The 23,070-nt window shown below is 49.1% G+C and carries 17 protein-coding genes; 1 reads left to right on the forward strand and 16 read right to left on the reverse strand.

Annotated elements, in window-relative coordinates; all coding sequences use genetic code 11:
* Positions 1–415 (forward strand): hypothetical protein (locus tag ON16_RS15755; RefSeq protein ID WP_040660325.1); only part of this gene is annotated, 415 nt, incomplete at its 5' end.
* 92 nt (positions 416–507) lie between these two features.
* On the opposite strand, the gene ON16_RS05975 is transcribed toward ON16_RS15755, so the two are convergent.
* The 16 genes from ON16_RS05975 to brxC all read right to left on the reverse strand — a co-directional run bounded on the left by ON16_RS05975 (position 508) and on the right by brxC (position 23,061).
* The gene (locus ON16_RS05975) at positions 508–711 is read right to left on the reverse strand and encodes a hypothetical protein (protein WP_040660327.1); all 204 of its coding nucleotides are present in this window, start codon (positions 709–711) and stop codon (positions 508–510) included.
* Between the two features lie 11 nt (positions 712–722).
* A complete protein-coding gene (locus ON16_RS14950) occupies positions 723–2,120 on the reverse strand; it encodes a DUF6884 domain-containing protein (protein WP_051131572.1) in 1,398 nt (465 codons plus the stop codon).
* An 81-nt stretch (positions 2,121–2,201) separates the two neighbouring features.
* Positions 2,202–2,327, reverse strand: a complete 126-nt coding sequence (locus ON16_RS16240; protein ID WP_274531947.1) for a hypothetical protein — start codon at positions 2,325–2,327, stop codon at positions 2,202–2,204.
* A gap of 40 nt (positions 2,328–2,367) precedes the next feature.
* A complete protein-coding gene (locus tag ON16_RS05990; RefSeq protein WP_040660328.1) occupies positions 2,368–3,120 on the reverse strand; it encodes a hypothetical protein in 753 nt (250 codons plus the stop codon).
* A 113-nt stretch (positions 3,121–3,233) separates the two neighbouring features.
* The gene (locus ON16_RS05995; RefSeq protein ID WP_040660330.1) at positions 3,234–3,425 is read right to left on the reverse strand and encodes a hypothetical protein; all 192 of its coding nucleotides are present in this window, start codon (positions 3,423–3,425) and stop codon (positions 3,234–3,236) included.
* Positions 3,412–4,419, reverse strand: coding sequence for a hypothetical protein (locus tag ON16_RS06000; protein ID WP_051131573.1), 1,008 nt, complete (start codon positions 4,417–4,419; stop codon positions 3,412–3,414). Before ON16_RS06000 ends, ON16_RS05995 begins: the two co-directional genes overlap by 14 nt.
* Positions 4,420–4,495: 76 nt before the next feature.
* Positions 4,496–6,049, reverse strand: coding sequence for a hypothetical protein (locus ON16_RS06005; RefSeq protein ID WP_051131574.1), 1,554 nt, complete (start codon positions 6,047–6,049; stop codon positions 4,496–4,498).
* A 52-nt stretch (positions 6,050–6,101) separates the two neighbouring features.
* Entirely contained in the window at positions 6,102–6,845 is a 744-nt protein-coding gene (locus ON16_RS06010) for a plasmid pRiA4b ORF-3 family protein (RefSeq protein WP_040660332.1), read from the reverse strand.
* Between the two features lie 51 nt (positions 6,846–6,896).
* A complete protein-coding gene (locus ON16_RS06015) occupies positions 6,897–9,179 on the reverse strand; it encodes a nitrilase-related carbon-nitrogen hydrolase (RefSeq protein WP_051131575.1) in 2,283 nt (760 codons plus the stop codon).
* A 343-nt stretch (positions 9,180–9,522) separates the two neighbouring features.
* Positions 9,523–9,885 (reverse strand): hypothetical protein, encoded by a 363-nt coding sequence (locus ON16_RS06020; protein ID WP_144032060.1) that lies wholly within the window; start codon positions 9,883–9,885, stop codon positions 9,523–9,525.
* Positions 9,886–10,020: 135 nt separating this feature from the next.
* Positions 10,021–12,081, reverse strand: a complete 2,061-nt coding sequence (gene brxL, locus ON16_RS06025) for a protease Lon-related BREX system protein BrxL (protein WP_040660336.1) — start codon at positions 12,079–12,081, stop codon at positions 10,021–10,023.
* Positions 12,082–12,098: 17 nt separating this feature from the next.
* Complete coding sequence (gene pglZ, locus ON16_RS06030) at positions 12,099–14,711, reverse strand: BREX-1 system phosphatase PglZ type A (protein WP_369384297.1); 2,613 nt, start codon at positions 14,709–14,711, stop codon at positions 12,099–12,101.
* Positions 14,712–14,723: 12 nt separating this feature from the next.
* A complete protein-coding gene (locus ON16_RS06035) occupies positions 14,724–15,278 on the reverse strand; it encodes a hypothetical protein (RefSeq protein WP_040660338.1) in 555 nt (184 codons plus the stop codon).
* A 9-nt stretch (positions 15,279–15,287) separates the two neighbouring features.
* Entirely contained in the window at positions 15,288–18,944 is a 3,657-nt protein-coding gene (gene pglX / locus ON16_RS06040) for a BREX-1 system adenine-specific DNA-methyltransferase PglX (protein ID WP_040660340.1), read from the reverse strand.
* A gap of 28 nt (positions 18,945–18,972) precedes the next feature.
* Complete coding sequence (locus tag ON16_RS06045) at positions 18,973–19,455, reverse strand: hypothetical protein (RefSeq protein ID WP_040660342.1); 483 nt, start codon at positions 19,453–19,455, stop codon at positions 18,973–18,975.
* 12 nt (positions 19,456–19,467) lie between these two features.
* The gene (brxC, locus tag ON16_RS06050) at positions 19,468–23,061 is read right to left on the reverse strand and encodes a BREX system P-loop protein BrxC (protein WP_040660344.1); all 3,594 of its coding nucleotides are present in this window, start codon (positions 23,059–23,061) and stop codon (positions 19,468–19,470) included.
* Between the last annotated feature and the right edge of the window lie 9 nt (positions 23,062–23,070).

Consider the following 23,070-nt stretch of genomic DNA (forward strand, 5'->3'; position numbering starts at 1 on the left):
TGACGATCTGAGCCTTCTGAAAGAATTCGCCGACAAGTCCCATTCTATTACTTTTCAGACGAATGATGATGGGAGACTCCGGATACACATTTTCATCCTTTATTTTGAAGAGATTGCCGACAAGAACGAGATCTTTGAGTCAATTCTGCGCAACAGGCCAGATCTTACCGCTCTTTTGGAGCAGTACAGGGAAGAGAACCCATCCCTTTTTGAAAGCAATGATGAAGTCGATAATCTTGATGATTCCGAGCGGGTTGAGCTAATGACATGGTTTGTGGAAACATGGTCGGCAGCAACAGGTGAAAGCAAGGAGAGCGTCGCGTCTGCGGTCTTATATGTGATGCGGCATGACTACAGGAATATGCTCCAAAAAATCCTTGACTTTAAACACAAACTTGAAGGAGATACAGAATAACCGAACGGCCAGCCGATGCAGTATCGGTTGGCCGCTTGAATTAGGTTGCAGTATCTGTCATCTGCTATCATGGGGAGAAAGGCATTAAATGACTAACCGTGTTTCTGATTACTGCGAAATAATAAGGATTTCAATAGCGTCTTAAGTTGTGAAGATGAGTTCGTTTTGGGATTGGGGGGGTTCATCGCAGCATCTGCGTTGCCGCACTCGTTATCATCAGTTTCGCTCTGCGTGGCAGCAATCGAAATACCAATATCGACTGGGTCGATTTTTCCGTTTCCGTTCCAGTCTATCATGTTGCATCTCCTCAAATCTTCATGAAGGTCATTTGCTTGTTTAGGATTCCCTGTTGGACATTTACTGCTTTATATCCCGCTTGTACCCAGGATTGACACTGCGTATGTGAACCGCCGGGGTTCCACCACATAGTATAGGTTCCAGCGCTTTTTGGAAGCGCAAACCCAAGGATTTTCTCCAGCTCCGAGAATGAAAGCGTGACGGTGTCGCTTGATTGTGTGCAGAGGTAGCGGTAGAGAGGTTCATATTTTCCGAGCGACGATTGAGCTTTCTGAACAGGAGTGTGTGATCGTTCGGGCTCTGCTGTCACGGTTAGCCCGCAGAGTCTTTGAAGCAATGCGAATTCCGATTCCGTCAGGCCTTCCGCATCCAGTCCCTGCTTCAGCCATAGGCCGCTGGTGCAGATCTCTGTTTCGGGGCTGTATTTCCCCGGCCATTTTTCTCCGGGCCTGAAATCGCTCGTATGGTTCAGGGTTGAAATGATCGCTTCTTCTAACCGCAGACGCTGACCTTTATCCGGAACGGGGAACGCCGTAAAGGTCAGATGGCCGCGCATATAATCGCTGACGCGCTGCTCCGTGTCGGCGTTCTTTATGGGATCAATATATTTGTAGTTTTCCGGTTTCGAAGTGTCCAAAGTCCATACGGGCAAATATGGATCGTGATGCGCGTTCAGCACGGCCTTTCCAATGTTTTTGCGAAAAATGCTGCCGTTGTGGTTTTCCCGCACAAAGTGGTCTGTCAGCCGCCGTATGAGCCTGTTTGGGGAAGTATGCGTACCGACGCGAACGATTCTGTCCATGCCGTGGTAGAGTTCGCCCGCTTCGTAGACAATATAGATACCATTGTCAAACGGGAGCGACTGGATTTGTTCCCATGTATATCGCGGCAACTTTTGAAACAGCGCATGGAGACGCACGCATAGAGAAACCTCACCGCTGCTGGTGACCCAATTCGTCTGCACCCATTGGGAATCCGGTTGCCGGGCGGATTCCTTGGTATGTAGCTGCGATTTCAAAAAGGCCATCCGCTCACCCATACGCATTCCTGCCAACGGTAGACTGCAATGCGGCAGATGGTTCTGGATATCCCGGCAATAATGACTGCCAGCGAGAAGGATAAAGTCGTCATCTTCTATGCTACACTTATGTGCAAGCATCGTAAGAACCGCGTGCGCCCATTCGAGCTGCTGTTTGCGGGGCATATCATTCAGCGTTTGATCGTATGGCGCCATCACCTTGTTCTCCGACACGAGGCCATATTTTGCGGAAAGAATGAAAACCTTATCAGCGTTCGCCCTGGCATATTGATACGATAGGGAAAAGAGCGCGCTTGCGGAGTAAAGCTCACGCGCCGCGCATGGGTACGGCTTCTTTTCCTTGCTGCAGGATATCAGCGCAATTGTCATTGTCTTTGGTCTCCAGTCACAAGTGATTTACATATGTCAAAAATAAGCAGTAGTAAGGCCGGGTAAAACTTCTGATGGATCTCACTCATCTGATCCATGCAGTCCCTCATAAACGACACCGCCCGGCTCCCAGTCGCGCATTGTCAGTTCACGGGCGAATACCTTTGGCTCCTCATAGGGGAACCAGACATCGATGTAATCGCTCATCGCATCCTCATAGTCCTAAACCGCTCCTGCCACTCTGTCTTCATACAACCACTTCAAACGCCAAAAGCGCAGCCGAAACAAACGCCGCTTTGTCCCTCCATTCGGGGCGGCAGTTTATAACTACTTTTGCATCCCCATATGTGGCAGTTCCTTCTACATAAACCGCATTTTTGTTTGCTCCACGGAGAACATTGCGATTGCCTGAGTCCTTCACATTCTCAAACAGGTCAGCAAATGGAAAAAACCAGTCGAAGCCGGTAATCATGAGAATGTGTGAAGGCCTGTATATTTCCAACTCGTGCTTCAAAATCTCTTTGCAGGTGGCAAGCTGAATTTGTTGAATCTTTGGACTCGGATTCCCACTATTTTTAGGGGATACCTTGTAAAGATTTGACCATGCTATGCTTTCCATCCAAATATCATTACTCTGTACGTTCCCCGGTAACTGCGACCAAATTGCTTTTGCATAGTCCCAGTACGGCTTTTTGTCGATGCAATATCGTTTTGTCAAGTCTGATTTGTCCTGATCGTGGGTGCTGTACAGTGTTCCGCCTATCGACTCGACCCAATTCCAGCGCTTACGGTCGTCAAACTCCGCCTGCGCCGCTCCTCCAAACGCGGTTTCTGATGCCGTATTCAGTGTACCCCAACCGTTTGTCGAGCGACCAATCAGCATGAAGCGCCGTGTTCCTTTGCTATATAATTCACCGCACATGGATACAAAGTGAGCGCAGCTGTCAAACTCCGGGAATGTGTAAAAATCATTGTATAGTCGTCTGTATAACTCCTTCATGGATGCTCCTTCCTTCATTACAAGTCTACATTCCACATAGAGTTCGCAATGAAATGCAAAATCACTCTTTTTCGGACAATTACTTTTTGCGCCCGATGTAAATGAAGCCTGATTTACTTCTTGGTCGGATTGATTTTGCCTTTTGTAGCTATGGCCACCACGGTGCCGCCCACCATCACGGCAACGCTAAGCACAGCCTTCCCCGAGTTCTTTAGGACTTGAGCTCTTTTGCCAATACAGCTTTCACACAATTTGCTTCTATAACTATCCGGCAGCGGCTTGCCGCACTTTTTACACGTTTTCATGTTCCTCTCCTATCAAGGCTGCATCTGCCACACAGGGTAGCGCCATTATTTTTTCTTCGATTTCAGGGATCGCTTTTGACCAGTAGTTCTCCGGCGACTCGTCAAGCAGGTCAAGCCTCTCTACAAATCCGGGCTTGTCAAGATATACGTTGCGGATGAAGCCGGCATAGTATTGGAGACTTTGCCTTGCGGCATCCGTTTCTCCCAGTTCCTGAAAAGCCATGGCAGCAGAAAGAGAAACCATGTTCACGGCGCAGAGGCTCTCTCGGATTTCGTCCATTCGAGCGCTGATTTTTTCAGGCTTGGAGCCGGATACCAGCTTCCCCCAGAAGGTTTCCGGCTGCTCTTTGATAAAAGCGACATTGGCGTTTTGGCTTTGCATCAGCAGATTTCTGCTGTCTTCCGCATCAAAGACAAGCATGAGTAGTGCCTGTGAGCGAATCTGGGGGTTGTGGATCTGCATCGCCTGTAATAGTTTCTGCTGACAGCTGTATGCCGTAGCAAGGCGGTCGTATTCCTGCCCCTGCCGCACTTCCTCAACAGCCGCCTGCACAAGCTGAATCTGCTCTGCGATTTGCGCCATTTGCATCTGGGCTGCGTAACTTGTCATGGCCTGTGCGAGTTCCGGCGATAAATTGACTTTCTCCAGCGAAATAGTTGATACAACCTTCTTCGTTTTGGGATGGATAATATTTGCCGTCAAGGTGCCGTTTTTCTTGGTCATGAGCTTCAGTGCTCCGCTGGCGAGCTGCGATTTCTGCTCGCCCGTCAGAATGGCCTGAAGCGCCACATCCGGCACGCTTGCTTTTACCGCACTGATAAAGGCAGGAGCCGAATAGAGCATTTGCTCAATTTTTGAAAAACCCGCCTTTGCCATCTTCATTAACGGTTTAGCGATATCCGGAATATCAACAAAGTAAGTTCCGATATCACAGGAATATTCCTCGCCCATAACCTCATAATCCTTTGGCTCAATGATAATTGGATTATCCATGAGTACTCACCTCCATATAAAAGCATTGTAAATTGTGCGAACTAAGGATTGGTGGATAATGAAATGGCGCTTCTGACTATTGTTCCGTTTTCTTCATCCACCAGCCATGTCCGTCACGGTAGCCGTTGCGCTCCATAAACGGAGTAACCAGCTCTATGTATGGCGGTTTGAACTCGCATTGCAGCAGCTCCGCGACCTTTTTTACAAGCTCCTCCTGCAATGCCCACCATGCTTCAAAGCGGGCTTTCATTTCGGGAGAGCTGTCATCATCTTCACACTCGTGCATGATCCAGCCAGCCTTATTCCACGCGCCTGCAAGTGCCGCAGCCAAAGCAGATTCGGTATAGTCATCTCCAAGCATATCCCGATATTCTTCGATGGATATACCGGGAAGCGGCTCACAAGTCATCACGACAGCATCCTCTGGGATCTCACACGAGCTTTCCTCGTCATCTGCATCGTCATCATCGGCGACATATTCTCTGATGATTTTCTTGACTTTCTCCAGCGGATATGGCGCATTTTCCGCGCTGTGATACTCAATGCTCTCGATTCTGGCAATCGCTTCATGATTATCTGTTCCTGCGGGGACGACCACACGATCTCCCTCGCAGAGCTCGTCATTGTCGGTCAGATAGCAATAGGTTTTCCCGTATTCCTCAAACTGCACATTACAGAATATTAAATCCGACTGTCTGCGTCGCGGCTTATTGTATAGCCGTGTGTCGAACAGTTCGCCAACTCCATAAAAGGAAATGAACTCGTAGATGTCATTGATAAAATCTGCCCAATCACCGGGAAGGCCGTCCCTGTCAAATGTGCCGGTAACTACTCTGTAATTCCCGAGCTTTGTATGGATTTCAATTTCGTAGTCCCGTGTCTCCATCGGATTTACAATCACATCGGGAGGATTACCCTTTATGCACGAAAGGGCGGAAACGCTAATAGCGTCCAGAAATCCAGAGACACCTTCCTCCACATAGTATTGGTTGGTAATGACGCAGCCGGAACCAACGCACATGATATGCTCCAGCGTTTCCGTCTTGCGGTCGATGCTGAGCTGCTCGGTATAATCCCAAGTCGCATATTCCCATGTAACATCGGGTGGGATGACGCCGGGCTTGATTTTTGTGATTCGGTGATACCTTACGACGATGCTGTCCAGCCTGTCCGGGTTGCCGTCAAAGAGCCACAGCTCCTGATTATCCAAGTTGTCCCGTATCAGGTTGGAAAGTGACTCGTCCTCGGTGGCGTCTTCAATCAGAGCGCCGCTATAGCAGAAGCTTTCGCCATCCGTGTTGGTGATGGTAAGCTCCCACGATCCGGCATCACACACGATGGTTTCTTCCTGCCTGTCGCGGTAGTATTGAACCGTTCTTTCGAGGAGCCACTGGGCGGTTTTCGCGTCTATTTTGGCGACGCTTCTTTTTTGTGACTGTCTCAGCATATCGGCATCATCGAAAAAGAAACGGGAAACAAATACCCTGCCGTCGGCGTGGATGGAAACGCTCTGCCTTGCTTCCTCGCCCGTATCTGCCGGGCGGCTAAAAAAGCATTCCTCACAGCGGAGCAGCATTTTTGACGGTGTTCCAGTGAACCGGGGAACCATGGGATTCTCTTGCGTGGACATATATGCTGCTCCTTTCCTGCGCTTTCGCTTGCGGGCACTGGCCTGATTGCCATCACTTGTTCAGGTATTGCCTTGTTAGCAAATCCATCGACTGTTTTGTCGGTTCAAGCCCATGTTCAAATGCATCCGCATAGATGCGCGGAACTTTCTTCAGGCGGAAGTTCATATCATCAAGGTTGAATGTATCCAAATCCATGTCGTCGACCCCAAGCCACTGCCGGTAATGCTCGTATTTCTTCCCGGCCCTCTTTTTGAAAGCGCGGGTAAGCTCCTCTAACCCTCCAGTTCCGCCGCAATCTTCAATGATCCCATAACCCTCGCCGTCAAGAACGCGAGGCAATTCCTTTCCGGGTAGCTCCTTGTCCTCAATGATCTGTTCAAGAACGAGCTTAACTACCCAGCCGTCGCCGTAATCGTACTGGAGCGTCAGCTCATCGTCGACCCATGCAATAATGTGCGGCAACTTCTCGGTCGCGGCGTTCAGCGCATCTTCATTCTCAAACGCTGCCGTCATTTCATTCTGGACTTCAAAACGCTTCACTTCATTCTTGTTCCTGAAGGAAATGAAATCATTCAGCTCGGACTCTGAAAGCCGGTCTTTCATATGACGGTAATAGTTCTGACCCAACGGCACCTCAAAGCAAAACAGATGGCTTGCCTGCATCTCAAACATCGTCATAACGATATAGCCAAGGCGCGCCATCGAAATATTGTTCATCACCTGAAAGCGCCGCCAAATCTTTGGGGAATAGTCATCAAGCTCTGCATAAAACTGATAAATCGGCTGTGACGCCATGTTGAGGACTCCTCTCGACATTTTCTTTTGGTTAATTCGGAGAAATGTACCCTACGCTTTACTCTTGCGACACTGGGACAACCTCTCACACTCTCCGACAAGCCATGTGAAGTTTGTCCGCCATGACGCCTTGAAGTCCGTCCCTTTGTTTTTCCAGATTGCTTCCGGGCCTGACATGCGCGTGAGGTCTAATCCAAACATCCCGTCAATTGGTTTTAGTATCTGAGCTGTCTTATTCAATCCGGTTTGATAGCAGTTGTTCTCGTTATCGGATTCAAGAAGGACAGCACAGAAATTCTCCATAGCACGAACCTTCAAAATAAGGGAGAGCTTGTTTTCAAACACTTCCGGTGTCAGGTTATTAAACCTGCACACCAGAATGTATCTTTTCTCAGCGTAACTACGCAGTTTTGGAGAATACAGCATGGGCAGAAAAGCTTCCGCTCGGATAATATTGTCCCCGTCAATAACGCAGAACACGATGCTTTTGCCCTCGTATGGGTAGACATAGAGATTCGTATCTATTTCTGCTGCCTTGCAGAGAATGGAATCCACATTGCCCACTGGAATATAGAAATCCTGCTTTTTATTTTCAGTCTTGATTTGATGGATGCTTGTATCGCTGCCGGCTTTGTGATCGTCTCTCACCAAATCATAGAGATATAGTCCACCTGGTACATTTGTCTGCGCCGAGGCGCCATTTAGAAGCCTCGGATGTAGTTCTTTTCCATCTCGATTGAACCCGTACACATAGGAATTTGGCTTATCTTTGCCGCCCTCACCACCCATCGTGACAAGGCAGTAGCAGTGGTTTTCAATAGCGCGGCATTGATTATACTTGTACCACTTATCGTAGACGACATTACCGCCAGTGCAGTTGATCAGCATGTCAACGCCCTGCACGCCATACATCCTGCTAAAAAGGGCGTGGTTGCAGTCATAGCATATTGTGAGTCCAATGGAATATCCGCGAAATCGAATGGGCGTGAACAGCATTTTTGCGACAGTCTGATAGCCTTCAAACTCGAAGGGAGAGCAGGATGTCATAGTGTGTTTCATATAGATGGCGCACAGCGTTTCTTCTTCTGAGGCAGCCGCGTTTGCAAACACGCTATAAATCGTACCGAACCTATCCATGCTGCAAACGACAACTGCAAGACCCATTTTGCGGCTGAAGTCCACGCAGGCATCATAGACCTTGTTTATTTCCGCTTTGTCGGCTATGTCTGCCCGTTCAAGTTGAGCATGAAAAGGAACCCACCCAAATTCGGGGAAGACCAGCACATCAGGCTTGCTTCGCTTGATAACTGACATTGCCTCTGCAAAGGACGATTTGTTCTGAAACCGTTCTGTTTGAAGATACATCGCAATTTTCAGATTAACGCTCTCATCTGATTTCGCACTTTCAGCAGCAGAAACAGCAACTGGCAGATGGAGCAGCGACTCAAGCCTTGAAAGCGCATCGGGACGTTCAAAGTCAATCTGACCGTGCATGATACGTACAAGCCGGTAGCCGTGCTTTGCCGCTTCAATATCCCGCGTACTGTCGTAATAGGCGCGCACCTCGTCCCTGTTTGCGGGATTGCCGTCTTTTGCCTGAATGTCAGAACAGGCTTTGATCCACAAAGCGCGGTCATAGCAGAGTGAGACGTTTTTATATGCCTCCAACGCTATTTTCCTCGCTTCTGAAAAGTGTTGGCGCTCATCGTACTCAATGATAAGCTTTTGGCTCTCACAGACAAAGTCGCAGCGAAGAACGACATTCTTCTTCGCAAAGGTTGTATCCCCTCTATAGGCCGATAGTGCCTTGTATAGCGTTGAGTATATCCCCTCAATTATCTCGGGCGTTTTTAGCCAGTAGAACGTCTTTTCGCATACAATATCGCCGGCATATAGGCGATTGAGCATTAGTTGAAGGGCGTTCTTTTGCTCAACGACTCCCTTGAAAGGTATGACCGTTTTCGCGCAAGCTGTCGCTTTAGATGCTCTCTGCGTTGCAACCTCTTTATGGGCAATGCCTAAGTCGCCGTTCTCAGGCGGAACCGGTTTTTTCGCTTTTGTATGCTCAACGCTTCCGGTGTAAAACACTTCGAATCCCAATCGCTCAAAGAATCTGACGGTTTCCATCCCACCGGCGTAATTTTCCTTGGACAGTTCAATACCAGATGCAACTTTATAAGCCATCCCGCGGATATGCTTCGCGGGCAGTTTTTTTCCATCAATCACAAGAAATGTTGAGCGAGGAGCCGGATACTCTGGATTCTCCTCAAGAAAAAACCGCACGGCTCTCAACACGTCGTCCTTTGTTACTGATTTCCAATCTGCTTTTACCATGTGCTCATTCCTTATTCAAAATGATATTCTTTGCTCTCCGCCGCCAAACGCAACCTCTATCTGCTTATATTGCTTACAATTTTTGGAGTATCCTCTATCGACTGCGGCGCCATGACCTTCATGTGGCGTTCAACAGTCTTTACGACTCCGGCGGATGTAGTGCCGTCTGCTTTGGGAACAACTACTGAGTCACCCTTCTTTATGGTGCTGTCCTCCGTCCAATAATACCTTTCATCGTCTATCTCGACAACACGACAGAAAATAAAGACGTGAAGGTCATCATCCGGGTAAGACTCCGCGCTTGCTGCGGCGTTCGCTTTCTATTCCGGCGCTGTTTTGATTTCTACATCGGTAATGGTCGAAAAATCAGCCTCATCGTCCTCGTATTGATGATTTTTAATGAGTCAAGCGCTTTTTCATAATCAGATTCAAGCTCGAACCACTGCGGGTCAAGCCCGAATTCAGAGTCGTCTTCGCAATACTCTCTCCATTTATATTTCATACGATAGAGCGCCTCATGATACGCATCACGAGTCTTGTAGTCTTGGGGATCAACACCGTAATCGCTGCCTTCTTCACAGTTGAGGCGCCAAGCATATCGATTGTTCAGCGGCATATACGCGCCAACAGATGAGGAACTGTTTTCATTAAAGGTACCCATTGCAACTCCGGCTACAGCATACGGATCAATTTGTTTTTCTGGCAACGCTTATTTGCTATATAGTCAAAGATCGCAGCGGCCACAAGATTAATGAGTGTGGTTCAGGGCATTTTGTGCTCCTTTTTTTGCTGTGCTTTTTTGCCATGAGAACCACCTCCTTCTGCATCGATGAAGGATTGTTTACTCCACGCCAAGTGCCTTGTATACCGCATCTTCTGCGCTGCTATAAAAAATGAGACTAAAGCATCCGACAAGTTCTGCTGGTACTGCTCCCAGATCTCCGGCCGATGTGATCGGCAGAAGCACCCTTTTTGCTCCGCTGTCGAGACAAACCTGCAAAGAATTTGCCAATTCATCCACCTTGATCATTGTCCCTGCAATACTGATTTCTCCCAGCACAGCGAGACTGCTGAGTACCGGTTTCCCAAGCGAGATGGAACTAAACGCAATCAGCGTGGGCAGCGCAAGCCTGTCAGTCATGCCAATGCCCTGAAGGTCTTGATAGTTGATGATGTAATCCCTTGTCGTGGTGCTGATTGAACCGCTGATACGATTTCCGTTTGCTTTGAGATAGCTGAACGCCGTATTTGCCGCTTCCCGGCATTTGCTGTCAGACCCGAGGCCGGTACGTTCAAACTTGCCATTGCCGGGGAGCATCTGGCTCTCCAAGCGGAAGACACCAAGCATGCCGGATTTGCCCTGGCTGACGGTATAGACCTGACCGGGGTTGCACATTCCCTCCGGTATCAGCTTTCCGCCGCCCTGTTCCGGTACGGATACATAGCGCTCTTCAAAGCTCTCATTGTCAATATAAGAGAAGTTCACATCATAGAACTCCATGCCGCCCAATTTCTTGAGCTGTTCCTTGACGCGGCGGCGCATTTCCAACGCATAGCGGAGGATTTCCTCCATGTCATCCTTGCTGTACTCGCCGTCCGGGTACAACAGCTTAACCAGACCACCGACCATTTTGCGCACGGCAATCGTATCTCGCTGGTTGAGGTTCTTCCCAAGATGAAAGTATTTGTCCAATTCGTCGCCGTGCTGTTCCTTACGAAGCTCCCGGATAAACTCTGCAAGATAATCGGTTATAAAGCCGTAATCGTCGGTAAAATGCTCCGGCCGGAACTTGGGGATCTCCCAGCCAGGGATATAGCAATGCATGCGGTCAAGGAAAGCCGTGTCTTTACCCATTTCAGGTGGAAACGGATCGAATAGACTCGATGTTTTCAGCAGCACATCCACGCTCTGATTGATATTCCCGATAAAAACCATGGATGCGGATGCGGCTTTTTCCTCCTTGCCGCGGGCGAATGAACCGGAGGCCATGTAATCCTTCATGATTTGGATTCCGTCTTTGTCTTTGAAGTTGATCCCTGCGACTTCGTCAAACGCGACGCAGTCCCACAGTCCGACAAGTCCGACAGTTTTCCGGCCCATATTATAAAAGAGGTTGGCGACCGTGGTCTGTCCGCCAGAAATGAGAATGCTGTTCGGAGATATCTCCTTGTATATGTGAGACTTGCCCGTACTCCTCGGGCCGAGTTCACAGAGGTTGAAATTGTTTTCCACCAATGGTAGCATACGACCGAGCAACAGCCACTTTTCACGGTAACTGAGCTTGTCCGGTTCCATTCCGATGGAGCGCATCATTACGTCCAGCCACTCGTCCTTTGTGAATGCCTTGCGCCCCTGCTTCAGTTCTTCAATATCAACATGGGGCATCTGAATGGGCGTCAACTTGCGGATGTGGATAGGAGATGCTTTTTTATCCTCCTCGATAAACTCATAATCCAATTGGACGATGCTCCATATACCGCCGCAGAGCAGGCGGTCATATTTTGTGGGATATTCCTCGGAAATAGGAATATTCTTTATTCCAAGATTGGAGAACTCCGCTTCATAGCTGTCTGTTTTGATGTTCAGGTTGACTGTGATTTTGTCAATAACAGTGTATGCACCACGCTGCCGAAGCACAGACAGTATTTTCTGAGCCTCATCTGGGCGCACATAGTTATCGGACAGAATCTTTTTCACATTGGCAACACCGGATTCGATCACATCGGGATCGTCGGAACTGCAATACTGTCCCAACAGAAATTCAAGCACATAAACAGGGACGTTGGCACCCTCCTTAATGGACTTTGTCAGGTCTTTCCGGACAATGCGTCCATCAAAACACTGGCGGAGTTTATCCTTGATTACCTCACGGGTGCTGCTTACAGAATTAAACTCGTCCATGGTTCTGCCTCCATCCCTTAAAAACCAAAATCAAAATCGTCCACGGCAAAGGCAATGTCGATCTGGAACTCCTCTTTGATCGGCATCTGCAAACCGCTTTCGTCCGCGATAGTAAGATAGTAGCTGTCCTGATTGGAGTATTTCAGCGGTTTAAGCGTGAAGCTGCAGCGGAATGCGCGCTCCTGGGCGTTATCGCTGACCTTATCCGCAATGATCTTTGAAGTGTCACTAATCTGCTTTCCGCTGGCATCCACAAAGTACATCAGATAGGTCGCCGCCTCACGGTTGTCACCCACGGCCTCTCTCTGGTAGAAATTCAGAGAGAAAATCATATTTACAATCTTCCGATTGGCAGAGAGCAGGCTCACCGTCACCGGCTTGGTATCATACTTTGCTTTATTTTTTTGATATGTCTTATAGTCATTACGCAGGAAGTGATAATCAATAACCGGGACCACCAACTCCTGTAGGCTTGTTCCTCCATGCACATAGTTGAGCCCGCCGCCATTCATCTTGATACGGATGTTTTCACGGGGTGCAAACCCATCAAACTCTGTCGTGCAGTCAAGGAACTTCACCGGCATCAGGTAATCCGGGGTAGTACCGTGCTGCAAAATAGCATAGCGTCTGCCGTACTCTGCATCTTGCCCCTTGAAGCTGGTCTTGTCCACTTTGCTGTCCTCTTGGAGTGGGCTGTATGTATAGAGAAAACCATGATCGGCAGTTATGAAAATGTGAGTGCCACCAAAGTCGTTGACAATGATTCGTACGAGGTTCTTAATATCTGAAATGGCATCCTCGCAGGCGGGGAACACGCTGGTGTCAGAGGTATGTGCAGCCTCGTCTATCTTATCGTGATAGATGTAGACGACCTCCATGCCCTTGACCAAGGCGCTACGCTCGGCTCGTTTCATTCCGATGATATCTTTGAACTTCAGTGCCACGCTGTTGGGATTCGCGCCCTTGAGCAGTTTGTCACGATAACCGGCGTCGGTGGGCTGCCCATCCGCGAGAACAGCAACATTACCGTTGTCCTTTACTGTGATGCTGAGCTGATCATGCGGCAGCAGCGCCGCCATACCGAACTTGGTGATGGAAGGGAAAATGGAGCAGACGCTGGTGAGCTCGGCCTTGCATTGCGTCTCGCGACGCAGCTCGGTTGTCAGCGCCGCGCCCACCTCATAACGAAGCGCATCCGAAATAATGACAAATATACGGTTATCATCCGGATTTACCTTAGAGCGGTAGAAGTCCTCCTGTTTTGGAACCTCCAAAACAAAACCGAATTTTTCAAGGTTCTCTGCCGCGGCATTCGTCCAGTTCATGCCAAGATTTCCAAGGAACCATGTGTTATACAGCCCCTCCACCTTGTCCGCGACCTGTTTGATGAGGTCGTCCAGCCGGGTATCGGCGACGGACAGGCATTCGAGGAAGCTGGTGTGGAACAGCCGATACCATGTATCCATGCGGTAATAGTCCTTGCCATATTCCTCCCAGACTTTTTTTGCCTCGACAGTATGGAAGCCTGCGGCATGATCGAGGAAGAAGCCCTGCATACGTGCCACTTGAAGGATACAGTCAAAGTAGCATGCTGTCTTATCATACCAGACCATCGTGCGGCGCTTTTCCACAGCGGCGGTGATCACATCCACCTTGATGATATGGTCGCTGATTTCCGTCATGAGTTGAGAGAGGATGCACTTGTTGATACATGGGAAGCATTCCGTGTCGATCAGGTCTTCCGAGGACAGTTTGGAAAAGCGCTGATACAGGCGTGTTTCATCCTCGACTTGACGGGAGACGCGGTACAGATCGCTGTTATCCTCACTGTGCAGCCATTCGGAAATAAAGTCATAGCAATAGCTCTGGTGTGGTATGGAGATATAACTGTCCAACCCGGCCAGATAATCCGCTTTGATCGTACGTGTCGCCGCCGTCAGCAGGAGATGGCTGGCAAGTCTGCTCAGGCTTACATCGTCGCCCTCGTTATAGCCGGTGGCCTGTGCCACCATGACCCAGAAGGGATTCTGTGCGCCATAGGTCACGAAATTTTGATAGACCGTGTTTTCATCCTTGTTGAGTCCTGCTGCAATAACGGCGCGGATGATGCTGTTGGGCCTTAAATCCTTTGTCCCGCAGAGAATGGCCATGACCGCAAGCGAGAGCTGTCCGGCAGAGTTAATGTTTCCGGCCAGTGCCGCCACCTTTGCGCGGCGATCCTTTGCGCCCATGAACTTGCGATAAATCTTGACCTGTTTGCGGAGCGCCTGGGTCGCGGGCAGTCCCATTTCATCCATCCAGATGGAGTTGAGGTCGGCGCGGAACTCCTCTGCATACAGCTCGATGTTCAGGAGCCAGTTATCGTCCTGCCTGTCATAACTGATAGGATCATACACGAGATAGTTGCTGACTATGTCATCCATGGCAAGCAGCTTTTTTGTGTCAAAATTGTTCTTGCCGGTGAGAACCAGAAGTTTGGCATTGTTGAGCTCGATCTCATCCAGCTTATCCTCAAACTCCCGATCCTCATCATGCCAGAAGATAATGCGGCGGCTATAGAACTCCGGCAGCGGAGCCGCGAAGCGCCGGGTTAAGTCCTGTATAATTGTATCTAAATCCATACTTGGCATTTCGCAGCCTCCTTATCCAATCGGAAGAGTTCCTAAATATGCGAGAATCCCTGATGCTATTAAGCTTCCTGCCGCGCCCACGGCAAGGTCACGAAGCACACGGAGGGATTTTTTTATGAACCCTTCATCTTCTCTGTTTTCTACAGCCGCAATTGTCGCTTCAACTACCGCTTTGACATTTTCGGAATTATCTCCAAATGTCTTCTCAAACTGCGGAAAATCAAAATATTCTTTGATTTCATTCAGTATGAATCCCACTTGTTCATAGTCCAAGCGTTCGGAAACGGTCATTGTTTGTGTCGCTCCGGCTGAGTTGTTCAGGATCTGAACGCCCTTGGCGTTATCTCCCACAACAATTGTTGCGCCTTTTTCACCGGCTTCCTTAAGCGCAGCAAGCAATTCATTATGTCGGCGCAGTTCTTCTGCCTCACGTTCTTCTCGTGATTCTTCAATGGAACGCGCAATCTCAGCGTTTCTGCGTTCCATATCGTCAAATGCGGACTGTGCTAATCTGAACGATGTGTCAAGTTTTAGCCCTTGGAGCTTTGACATATCAAAATCTTCCATAATGCTACCTCACTTTATCGGTGCCAGAACATCCTTGAAGATCTCGTAATTGTGCTTTACGCCGTTGTCGAGGTCGATGGGGATCATCTGGTCGGCCAGATGATGGATCTTTTCCTCGTAGGTGCGAATCTCGGCATCCTGCGCCTGGAGCTTCTGGAGCTGCTTTGTTAGCTTCACCCGCTCTGATGTGGCGGCATTCGCCATGCGCTGCTCCAGATCGGCGATGGCCGTGCGGTAACGGGCCTGCTGCTCGAACACATAGTCCGTGCGGATACGGGCAATGGTGTCCGGCTGATAGCGGTGCATATAGATGAGCGCCTTGAAGCCGCCCTTTTTGCCGCTGTCGAACAGCCAATAGATGGGGCGCTTCTGATAGATCTTCAGGTGGTCGGCGTAGAAGTCGTTCAGGAAGTAATTGCGAATGACGTCCTTTGGCTGTCCGCTGCCGCCGAGGGCGTCGGCGATGAAGTGCAGGTTCTCGTCCAGCGTTTCCTTGCCGTAGACCACCTCGATGAAGCGCACAAACCTGGCGACGATATCGTCGTCAAAGTATTCGTCGTCGCAGATGGGGATGACATTGTCTCTATCAGGCAGGTACAGCGCGCTGGGATTCCACGGATGAACGCCAGAGGCTTTTGCATAATCGCTCAACAAATCAACTTTTGAGCCAAAATCCCAAGGTCCGCCTGCATAAAACAACCCTTCTTTATACAGCGAGTACCGTCCGAACATACAGCCCACGGCATAGGAAATGAGGGAGCGGATGTCGCGCTTCTTGTCGGCGAGGCGGACGGTCACATCTTTATCCTCCACTTCCGGAGTCAGCTCGTCTTGCAAGCCGTAGATGTCGATGAAGATGCGGTTGAGTTCTTCTTCGTTGGCTTTGAGTGTATCAAAACAAAGATTGCATTGATATTCCCACGCCTCATATGCATCTTTCAGATACCAGCTATCCGGTGCATTAACTTTGGAAACGCTATGTCTATACTCCACAAGCGGATGTTGTTTGAAATCCCATGAGGTCTCAAAGGAGTCCCAGTCACTTCTTGAAATATCAATACATTCTGCAACAGTTTTATCTATGGCTGCCTTGCGATTGTCGTCAATAATTACGGGGAGCTTTGTTATTACGCCATTATTATAGTGAATGCCTGGACAGCTGATATCTAAGAGCATCTGAAATACAACAGAATTCATGTTCCCAAGCAAATAGTTTAGATAAGTAGCATCTTTAAAGGGAATAGTAGGACCTGTTGCATCAAAAGTACTCCCGTTAGGATAGAACCGTGTAGAATACTTACCTGCCGTCAAATCTGACCAAGATATTCCTTGAATGAAAAATGAATCTATATTTTGCGGTCTCGAACGCAGTTTCCCTTTTGAATCTACAAACGTTCGAATATCCCGTCCGTTATTTTCCCAATTGATTACATATTCTCTATTACCGTACCATTTTCGATAGTTCCCGCCTTTGTTATGAGGATACCATTTATATCCGCGCTCGCCATTTAAGGCCATACGCTTCTTGTTGATTTCAAACCAATATCTAAGAAAATGTTCATTGTTACCAGTAATCGTCCCTTGCAACGCTTTTCCAAAAGAGCCAATAGTATTAGAACTCGAAAAAACTTTAAGAGTTTTTTTACTTATCCAATAGGCAAGGGGGAGTCCGGGAATAAGCTTAAACATAGAGCTATCCGCTGTGTAATAACCCATTCCGCCATTAAAGCGTGCCTCTTTTTCTTCAATGCTATCCACAAGTCCAAACCTGAAAAAGAGCTTTCGATAAACAGCAACATAACCACGGAAATAACCCTTGTTAATGACAAAAGCCGTCGTACCGAAATCTGCGCCAAATATCCCCCTCCCGAAGTGAACCATGTTAACAAAAGTATGTTCATCAATCAGTTTTTCTCGTAGCTTTTCAAAGCTCGACATGGTCATCCAAGCCGGAGTATTAATCATTGATGAGAAGCCATGTTCTGTGCACATTTCAATCGCACGTTCCATAAATATAGTGCACATATCGGATCTGCTGTCTGGATACACTTTTTTAGTAAAAACCATCAGTTTATCCGACACGCCGGTAGATCCCATATACGGCGGATTCGTTACCACCACATCATACTTCTGCACCAGCGTCCGAGCCTGCTCCACAAGCGGATACACGGTATTCGTAATCGTATCGCAGCGCTGCTGGGCGAACAGGTCGCCATAGCTGGACATCTCAAATATCTCATCAAGACGCTTTTCCAGTGCGTCCAGCTCCTCCAGTGTGATCTCCGGCTGCAAGATACTGCCGTATTCCTTGGCGTCCTTGAAGCACTCATACACCTTAAGTGCGATAGGCTTTTCCTCTCCGCAGAGGTCAAGAAAGCTCATGTCCGAGATGGGCTGTGATTCCATAATGGCGCTGACATGGGGCTGGATGCTGCGGGTGAAGAAGCGCCGGTCATACTGCCGCGCTTTCATCATCACAGCAAAATAGGCAAGCTGCGCCGCACGGTCGTCGATATCGAGACCGTAGAGGTTGTTTTCCACGATAGACTTGACTGCATCCCGTGCGCTATTGCCGTAGCTCTCATATATCTGCATCAGCACATCGAACATATATACAAGAATATGTCCGCTGCCCATACAGGGGTCCATGCAGCGAATGTCCTCGGGTTTCATATCCCTATATTTCTTTCGAATCTCCTTGAGCTGCACTTCGACTTCCGGTTCCTGTTCAGCCTCTGGCAGATAGTACTTCCATCCGAAAGCCTTTGCCATATCATCCTCGGACACCGGCCCCAAACGGCATTTTTCTAAATCGTTAAGGGTCATACCCTGCAATTCGCCGATAGTAGTATTGCTGAGTTGTGATGCGCGTTCGCGCTCCAGCCATAGCCGTCCCAGCGAGTTCTCCACCATGTATCGCACAATCCAGTCCGGGGTGAAAAGCTGGGTGGCGGCGGGGATGTTCTCCTTGCTGATCTTGATGTTCTTTTTAAGGTCAGCAAAGACCTTGTCCTTGGGCTCGGTGTTGTAATACTGATAGAGCCAGCCGATGATCTGCACGGCGTCTTTCCAGTCGTCCTCCGGGATGGTGGTCACCATCTGCTCCACGGCGCTGCCATCTCGCAGAAGGTTATCCGGGAACAGCATCTCGGTGTAGTCGTCAATGCGGGTGAACATACCAGGCAAAATGCTGATCAGTGCGTTGCATTGAGTGACGATGAGATACTTGAACAGCTCGTCGGTTTGATTTTTGTCTTTATAGGCATAGACCTTCTCCATGTCCAGTCCGGGCATGGTTTCCGGGTCGAGGTGGATCGCCTCGACCAGTATCTGGGGCTTGAAGCTGTTTTCCTCATTCGTAAAAACGCGGATATGGGTGGGGAGGTAGCCGTTGACCTCCATAAAGCGCAGGGCGATGAAGCGGTTGAACCATGTATAGGCCGCCTCCTCCATCGTCTGCTCATAGCCCATCCTTTTGACGCGGGCAACCAGCGCCTTGCGCTGTCGCTTCTCCGCGTCGGACAACAGATTCCCGTGAACGCTCTCTACGTCGGCATCAATGATCTCTTTTTCGGACACGCCGTATTGCAACGCCCTCTGGCTCACACGGGAGATCAGCTCCCGCCGCGCCCAGACCGCATATTTTTTGATCGCGTTTTTATCCATGATTGTCCTCCAAGTTGCTGTTAAACACTTATATATCCGTGCTTGCCCGCAGGGAAATCAGCGGAACCTCCAATTGTCCCTTAATGCATTTGCCGCTCAAGTTATAAGCTATTACTTTGCATTTATCAAAATGTGACTTTTTGCAGTGATAAAGCAGGGAATCCGCCTCCTGCCCCATAAGCGTATAGACTATGTTATGGTATGGCAGAATCACTCTGCTCTGCTCGTCGATATAGCAGTCTACTAAAAGCTTATTCCCGTCATAAAGAGCAAAGCTTTCTAAGACGAATGGCTTTTGACCTATATTGAATATCTCAATTCCACATTCTGACAAACTTGTCTTCGTGCGCAGTTCATTCTCCACAAGTTCAGCATCTGGAGTTCCAACCATTTGAAATGATAGCTTTGGCTTGGAACGAAGCACCGTGCTAAGTTCATTTAGGCCCCAGCCAATTATTACGCCGAGCAAAGTGAATAAGCCGCCAAATATTGTTGTGGTCATTTCTGACATAATCTTTTTCTCTCAGTTCAGGTTTATTCCGTCACAGTTCTTCATAAGCGATTTGAGTTGAGTGCGAATCTTTTCCACATATTCGTCGATGTCCGCCTCGCTCTCGAGCCGCTTGGCGGGGAATACCACCTGACGGTTGAAGGCTTTGATGAGCTTCTTTTTCGGAGGCTGCGGCGGAGTCTCGGTGTTGACCGGCTCCACAGGCGGCTTGGGCCTCGTCATGACCTCGATCTTCTCCACCATGGTGTCCTTGTACTGGATCATTGGTGGGATCAGGCCGTCGAGGAGCGCGAGGCTGGTCAGCGTCTGAATTTTTTGCTTTTGCTGGGTGTAGAAGGTGTCGGCGGTCGTGATGATGGTTTTCGTATCAACGCTGTCGGAACCGGCAGTATGAATCGCCGCAAGGCACTGACGAACGATCTCATTGAGCTCCTCGCGCTTTGCATCCAGAAGGCTGTTATGTCCCTCGCGGACGGTGGACATGAGCGTATTGAGCTCGGGGATCTTTTTATAATCGAACTGGCCGGCATTCATAAGCATCAGACGTATCTGATTGAGCGCCTTGTTTGCCGCTTCCTCTTTGGCGAGATAGTCCAGCTCATGGGCGAGGTCAGCTTCCAGCTTCACGGCAGCATCGAAGACCTGCACCTGATTTTTGAAGAAGCCCTCCACATTCTGCATGGCTTCCTTATTGCCGTCCAGCTTGTCTTCCAGCTTGACCACGCGGTCGATCAGCGCCACATTGTCCTTCTGCTGGGACAGCACATCCTCCACAAGAGAGGCTGCCTCCTGTACCAGCGCGAGATCCGGGTATTTGTGATCGACATAGCGCCCCAGCAGTTCGCTATAATGCTGCTTTTGCTCTCCGAATCGCTGCACGATGAACCCGACGAGTCCGTCCTCGTCGGCGGGGACATCCATCACATCGAAGTATTCGCGTAGGAACTCGCGCACCTCTTTCATTTTCGGCGCGGCGATGTTGATCCGCTTGGAGACGATGGTTTTGCCGACCTCGCTCTTTTTGCGGAGCATGTCGGGGAGCTTCTTGTCACCGGGCTGTATGGTGGTGCCGGCATATTTTACGGTGACCTTCTGGTTGTAGATGAGCTGCGCCATAACAGCGGCAATGTCGATTTCCTTCCACCCGTAGGGGATGCCCTGATAGCGGCTCTGCACATCGAACATGGAGGTGCTCAACTTCTTTTTATACTGCATCTCCAGATATTCTTCTATTTTCGCCGCAGCGTCCCGGTTTGGCTCCAGCCCGCCGATGGCCTGCTGCGCCGTGCCGTTCAGGATGGCATAAATGTCTTCATCCGTGTCGGCAAACTTCGTGATAAGGTCAAGGTCGCTGTAAACATGGGATACGAGGTACTCCAGCGCCTGATCGATGATATTTTTAGCCTTCGCCTTAAGAATCGCCGTTTCCCTTTTCTTCAGATCTTCTTCTGTGACGCTGACAGAACCCGCTTTTATTGGAATTCTTTCGCCATCTACATAAAATATAGCCTCACATATTGCGTTGCATAGTGCATCTGTTGCCACGTTTTCGTAATTTGTTGCTTCATCCTGCTGGTTACGAATAATATCCTGTACCGACTTCGGTAGCTGGGTAACATTTCGTTGCTTGACATATTTGCGAATTTTCATTGCACTTTCAAGTGAGTCGTAATATGGAGTGTCAGCTAACACGATAATCGCCTGTCCAGAAGATTCAGTCATGAGACGCAATTCAGCTTTCGCTGTGGGTTCAGTAGCTACAGTAAGAAATCGCAACCGCATACCGCCGGTAATCGCGCCGACGGTAAAGCCATCGACCATCTGGTCGAAAGCGAAATCGTACTTATTGTCAAAACGATATTTCTTTGTGGTGTATATATCTCCATAAATCATGTGAGCGATACGTTCCACTACAGAGGATGTATCAACGCTGGTTTCATTGTTGATGGCGCGCTGAATGTCCTGCTCTTCATCGGTGAGGAAGTTGTAAGCGTCGCCCGTCCTTCCGATATAGTTCTGGCTCATCAGACGATCCAGCGAGTTTCGCACCGACTCGCGGAGCGTGACCTTGTCCACCCGGATATCATCGGCCATCAGAATGACCAAATTGTCCAGCGTGGCTTTTATATCGTCGATATAACGCACAAGATACAGGAGCTTTAGCACGTCCACATCCTGTGTCTGTACGCCGTGACCGTTCTGCGCCGCAGTCGCGCAGCGCTCGATCACGCGGCGGATGGACCCGTCAAGGAAGGTATGCACGGTATCATAGAAGCGGAAGAAGGGTACAAGGGCATATTCGTCCTGCTCTTGCACTTTCTGTGCAGCTTCCTGAAAGCCGGAGAGCATGGAACGCTCGCCGCCCGAAAGGTGCTTGCCAGAGTTGCCGTGCTTGCGGATCTCGGCAAAAACCTTCTGCATGATAATAAACTGATAGGGCACGAACGGGAAGTTGGTCGCAAACTCATCCGGGCCGCCGAAGCCTTTGATGTCCAAGATAGAGTCGGTAAAAGTGAAAAGGTTACGCAGGATGGAATCGTTGTCGCCATAGACGGCTTCCAGCCGCGCTCTTGCTTCTGGCTTTTTCTCCAGAACGCGCTTCTGAATGACCTCATCGACGGAGGATGAGGATAGGCTCAGCCGGGTCTTAAAACGGGCCTGAATGCGTGAAAACTCATCGGCGCGAACCTTGATGATCTCGTCAATCGCTTCCTGCCCAGTAGACATGACCCAAACCTTGCCGTCGCACTCGCTGCCGATTTTTTCAGTAAGGGATTGCAGGTTGAGCAGCATGTCTGTATCCGTGCCGACATACTGGCCGACCTCGTCTATCATGAACAGGAGGCGGAAGTTCTTCGGCTTGGTGTTTATGTATTCCTTGATTTCATCTACGAGCTGTGCGATTGAAAACTCGGTGGAGGTCTTATCCTGGAACCAATACTTGGCGTCTTCTTCACTCAGATCAAGCACTTCCATCAGTGTTGGAATGATCGCCTTGCCCTTAAACGCAAATGCCTTGCGCTGGCTGACCCATGTTGAGCCGCTCTTTTCCTCGAACACGCGACGGAATTGATCGGTCTTACCGCATTGGTCGATATAGCTTTCCAGCCGGGCCACTTTCAAATTATCGCCATAGAAGCCCAGATGATTATAGAACATCTTCGCAAAGACACGCAGCACGGCGGTTTTGTCTTTGTTGATGGAACCTTCAATATCTATGTTGAATAGGATCGTTTCGGTCGGACCTTTTGTCACCTTATCTATGAGCATAAAGGTGGCAGGATCGTCCTCGAATTTCTTTCGGAATCGTTCAACGGTTTTTGTCCCGTTCACATCTTTGTTTTCAAGAAGATAGGACAGCATTTTCAGGAAGTGTGACTTACCACTTCCAAAAAAGCCGGAGATCCAAACACCGATGTCCGCTGTGCTGGCGTCGAATGCGTCACCATAATAATTAAAGAACGAAATGAAGTGCTTTTTCAATTCCTTGGTAATGACATATTCCCGGATTTCCTGCTCAATTACATCTGAGGCATCCTGGTCAACCTTAATTACACCATTGATGGGCCTGTTGATGTCTTCACGGAACATATTGCGAATCATCATAGTCGTATA

The sequence above is a fragment of the Oscillibacter ruminantium GH1 genome (assembly GCF_000307265.1).
In the GTDB taxonomy this organism is placed as follows: domain Bacteria; phylum Bacillota; class Clostridia; order Oscillospirales; family Oscillospiraceae; genus Oscillibacter; species Oscillibacter ruminantium.

What these genes read in the sequence shown, in the direction of transcription:
- ON16_RS05975 (WP_040660327.1), bottom strand. Translation starts at nt 711, where the DNA reads ATGATAGACTGGAACGGAAACGGAAAAATCGACCCAGTCGATATTGGT.
- ON16_RS14950 (WP_051131572.1), bottom strand. Translation starts at nt 2,120, where the DNA reads ATGACAATTGCGCTGATATCCTGCAGCAAGGAAAAGAAGCCGTACCCA.
- ON16_RS16240 (WP_274531947.1), bottom strand. Translation starts at nt 2,327, where the DNA reads ATGAGCGATTACATCGATGTCTGGTTCCCCTATGAGGAGCCAAAGGTA.
- ON16_RS05990 (WP_040660328.1), bottom strand. Translation starts at nt 3,120, where the DNA reads ATGAAGGAGTTATACAGACGACTATACAATGATTTTTACACATTCCCG.
- ON16_RS05995 (WP_040660330.1), bottom strand. Translation starts at nt 3,425, where the DNA reads ATGAAAACGTGTAAAAAGTGCGGCAAGCCGCTGCCGGATAGTTATAGA.
- ON16_RS06000 (WP_051131573.1), bottom strand. Translation starts at nt 4,419, where the DNA reads ATGGATAATCCAATTATCATTGAGCCAAAGGATTATGAGGTTATGGGC.
- ON16_RS06005 (WP_051131574.1), bottom strand. Translation starts at nt 6,049, where the DNA reads ATGTCCACGCAAGAGAATCCCATGGTTCCCCGGTTCACTGGAACACCG.
- ON16_RS06010 (WP_040660332.1), bottom strand. Translation starts at nt 6,845, where the DNA reads ATGGCGTCACAGCCGATTTATCAGTTTTATGCAGAGCTTGATGACTAT.
- ON16_RS06015 (WP_051131575.1), bottom strand. Translation starts at nt 9,179, where the DNA reads ATGGTAAAAGCAGATTGGAAATCAGTAACAAAGGACGACGTGTTGAGA.
- brxL (WP_040660336.1), bottom strand. Translation starts at nt 12,081, where the DNA reads ATGGACGAGTTTAATTCTGTAAGCAGCACCCGTGAGGTAATCAAGGAT.
- pglZ (WP_369384297.1), bottom strand. Translation starts at nt 14,711, where the DNA reads ATGCCAAGTATGGATTTAGATACAATTATACAGGACTTAACCCGGCGC.
- ON16_RS06035 (WP_040660338.1), bottom strand. Translation starts at nt 15,278, where the DNA reads ATGGAAGATTTTGATATGTCAAAGCTCCAAGGGCTAAAACTTGACACA.
- pglX (WP_040660340.1), bottom strand. Translation starts at nt 18,944, where the DNA reads ATGGATAAAAACGCGATCAAAAAATATGCGGTCTGGGCGCGGCGGGAG.
- ON16_RS06045 (WP_040660342.1), bottom strand. Translation starts at nt 19,455, where the DNA reads ATGTCAGAAATGACCACAACAATATTTGGCGGCTTATTCACTTTGCTC.
- brxC (WP_040660344.1), bottom strand. Translation starts at nt 23,061, where the DNA reads ATGATGATTCGCAATATGTTCCGTGAAGACATCAACAGGCCCATCAAT.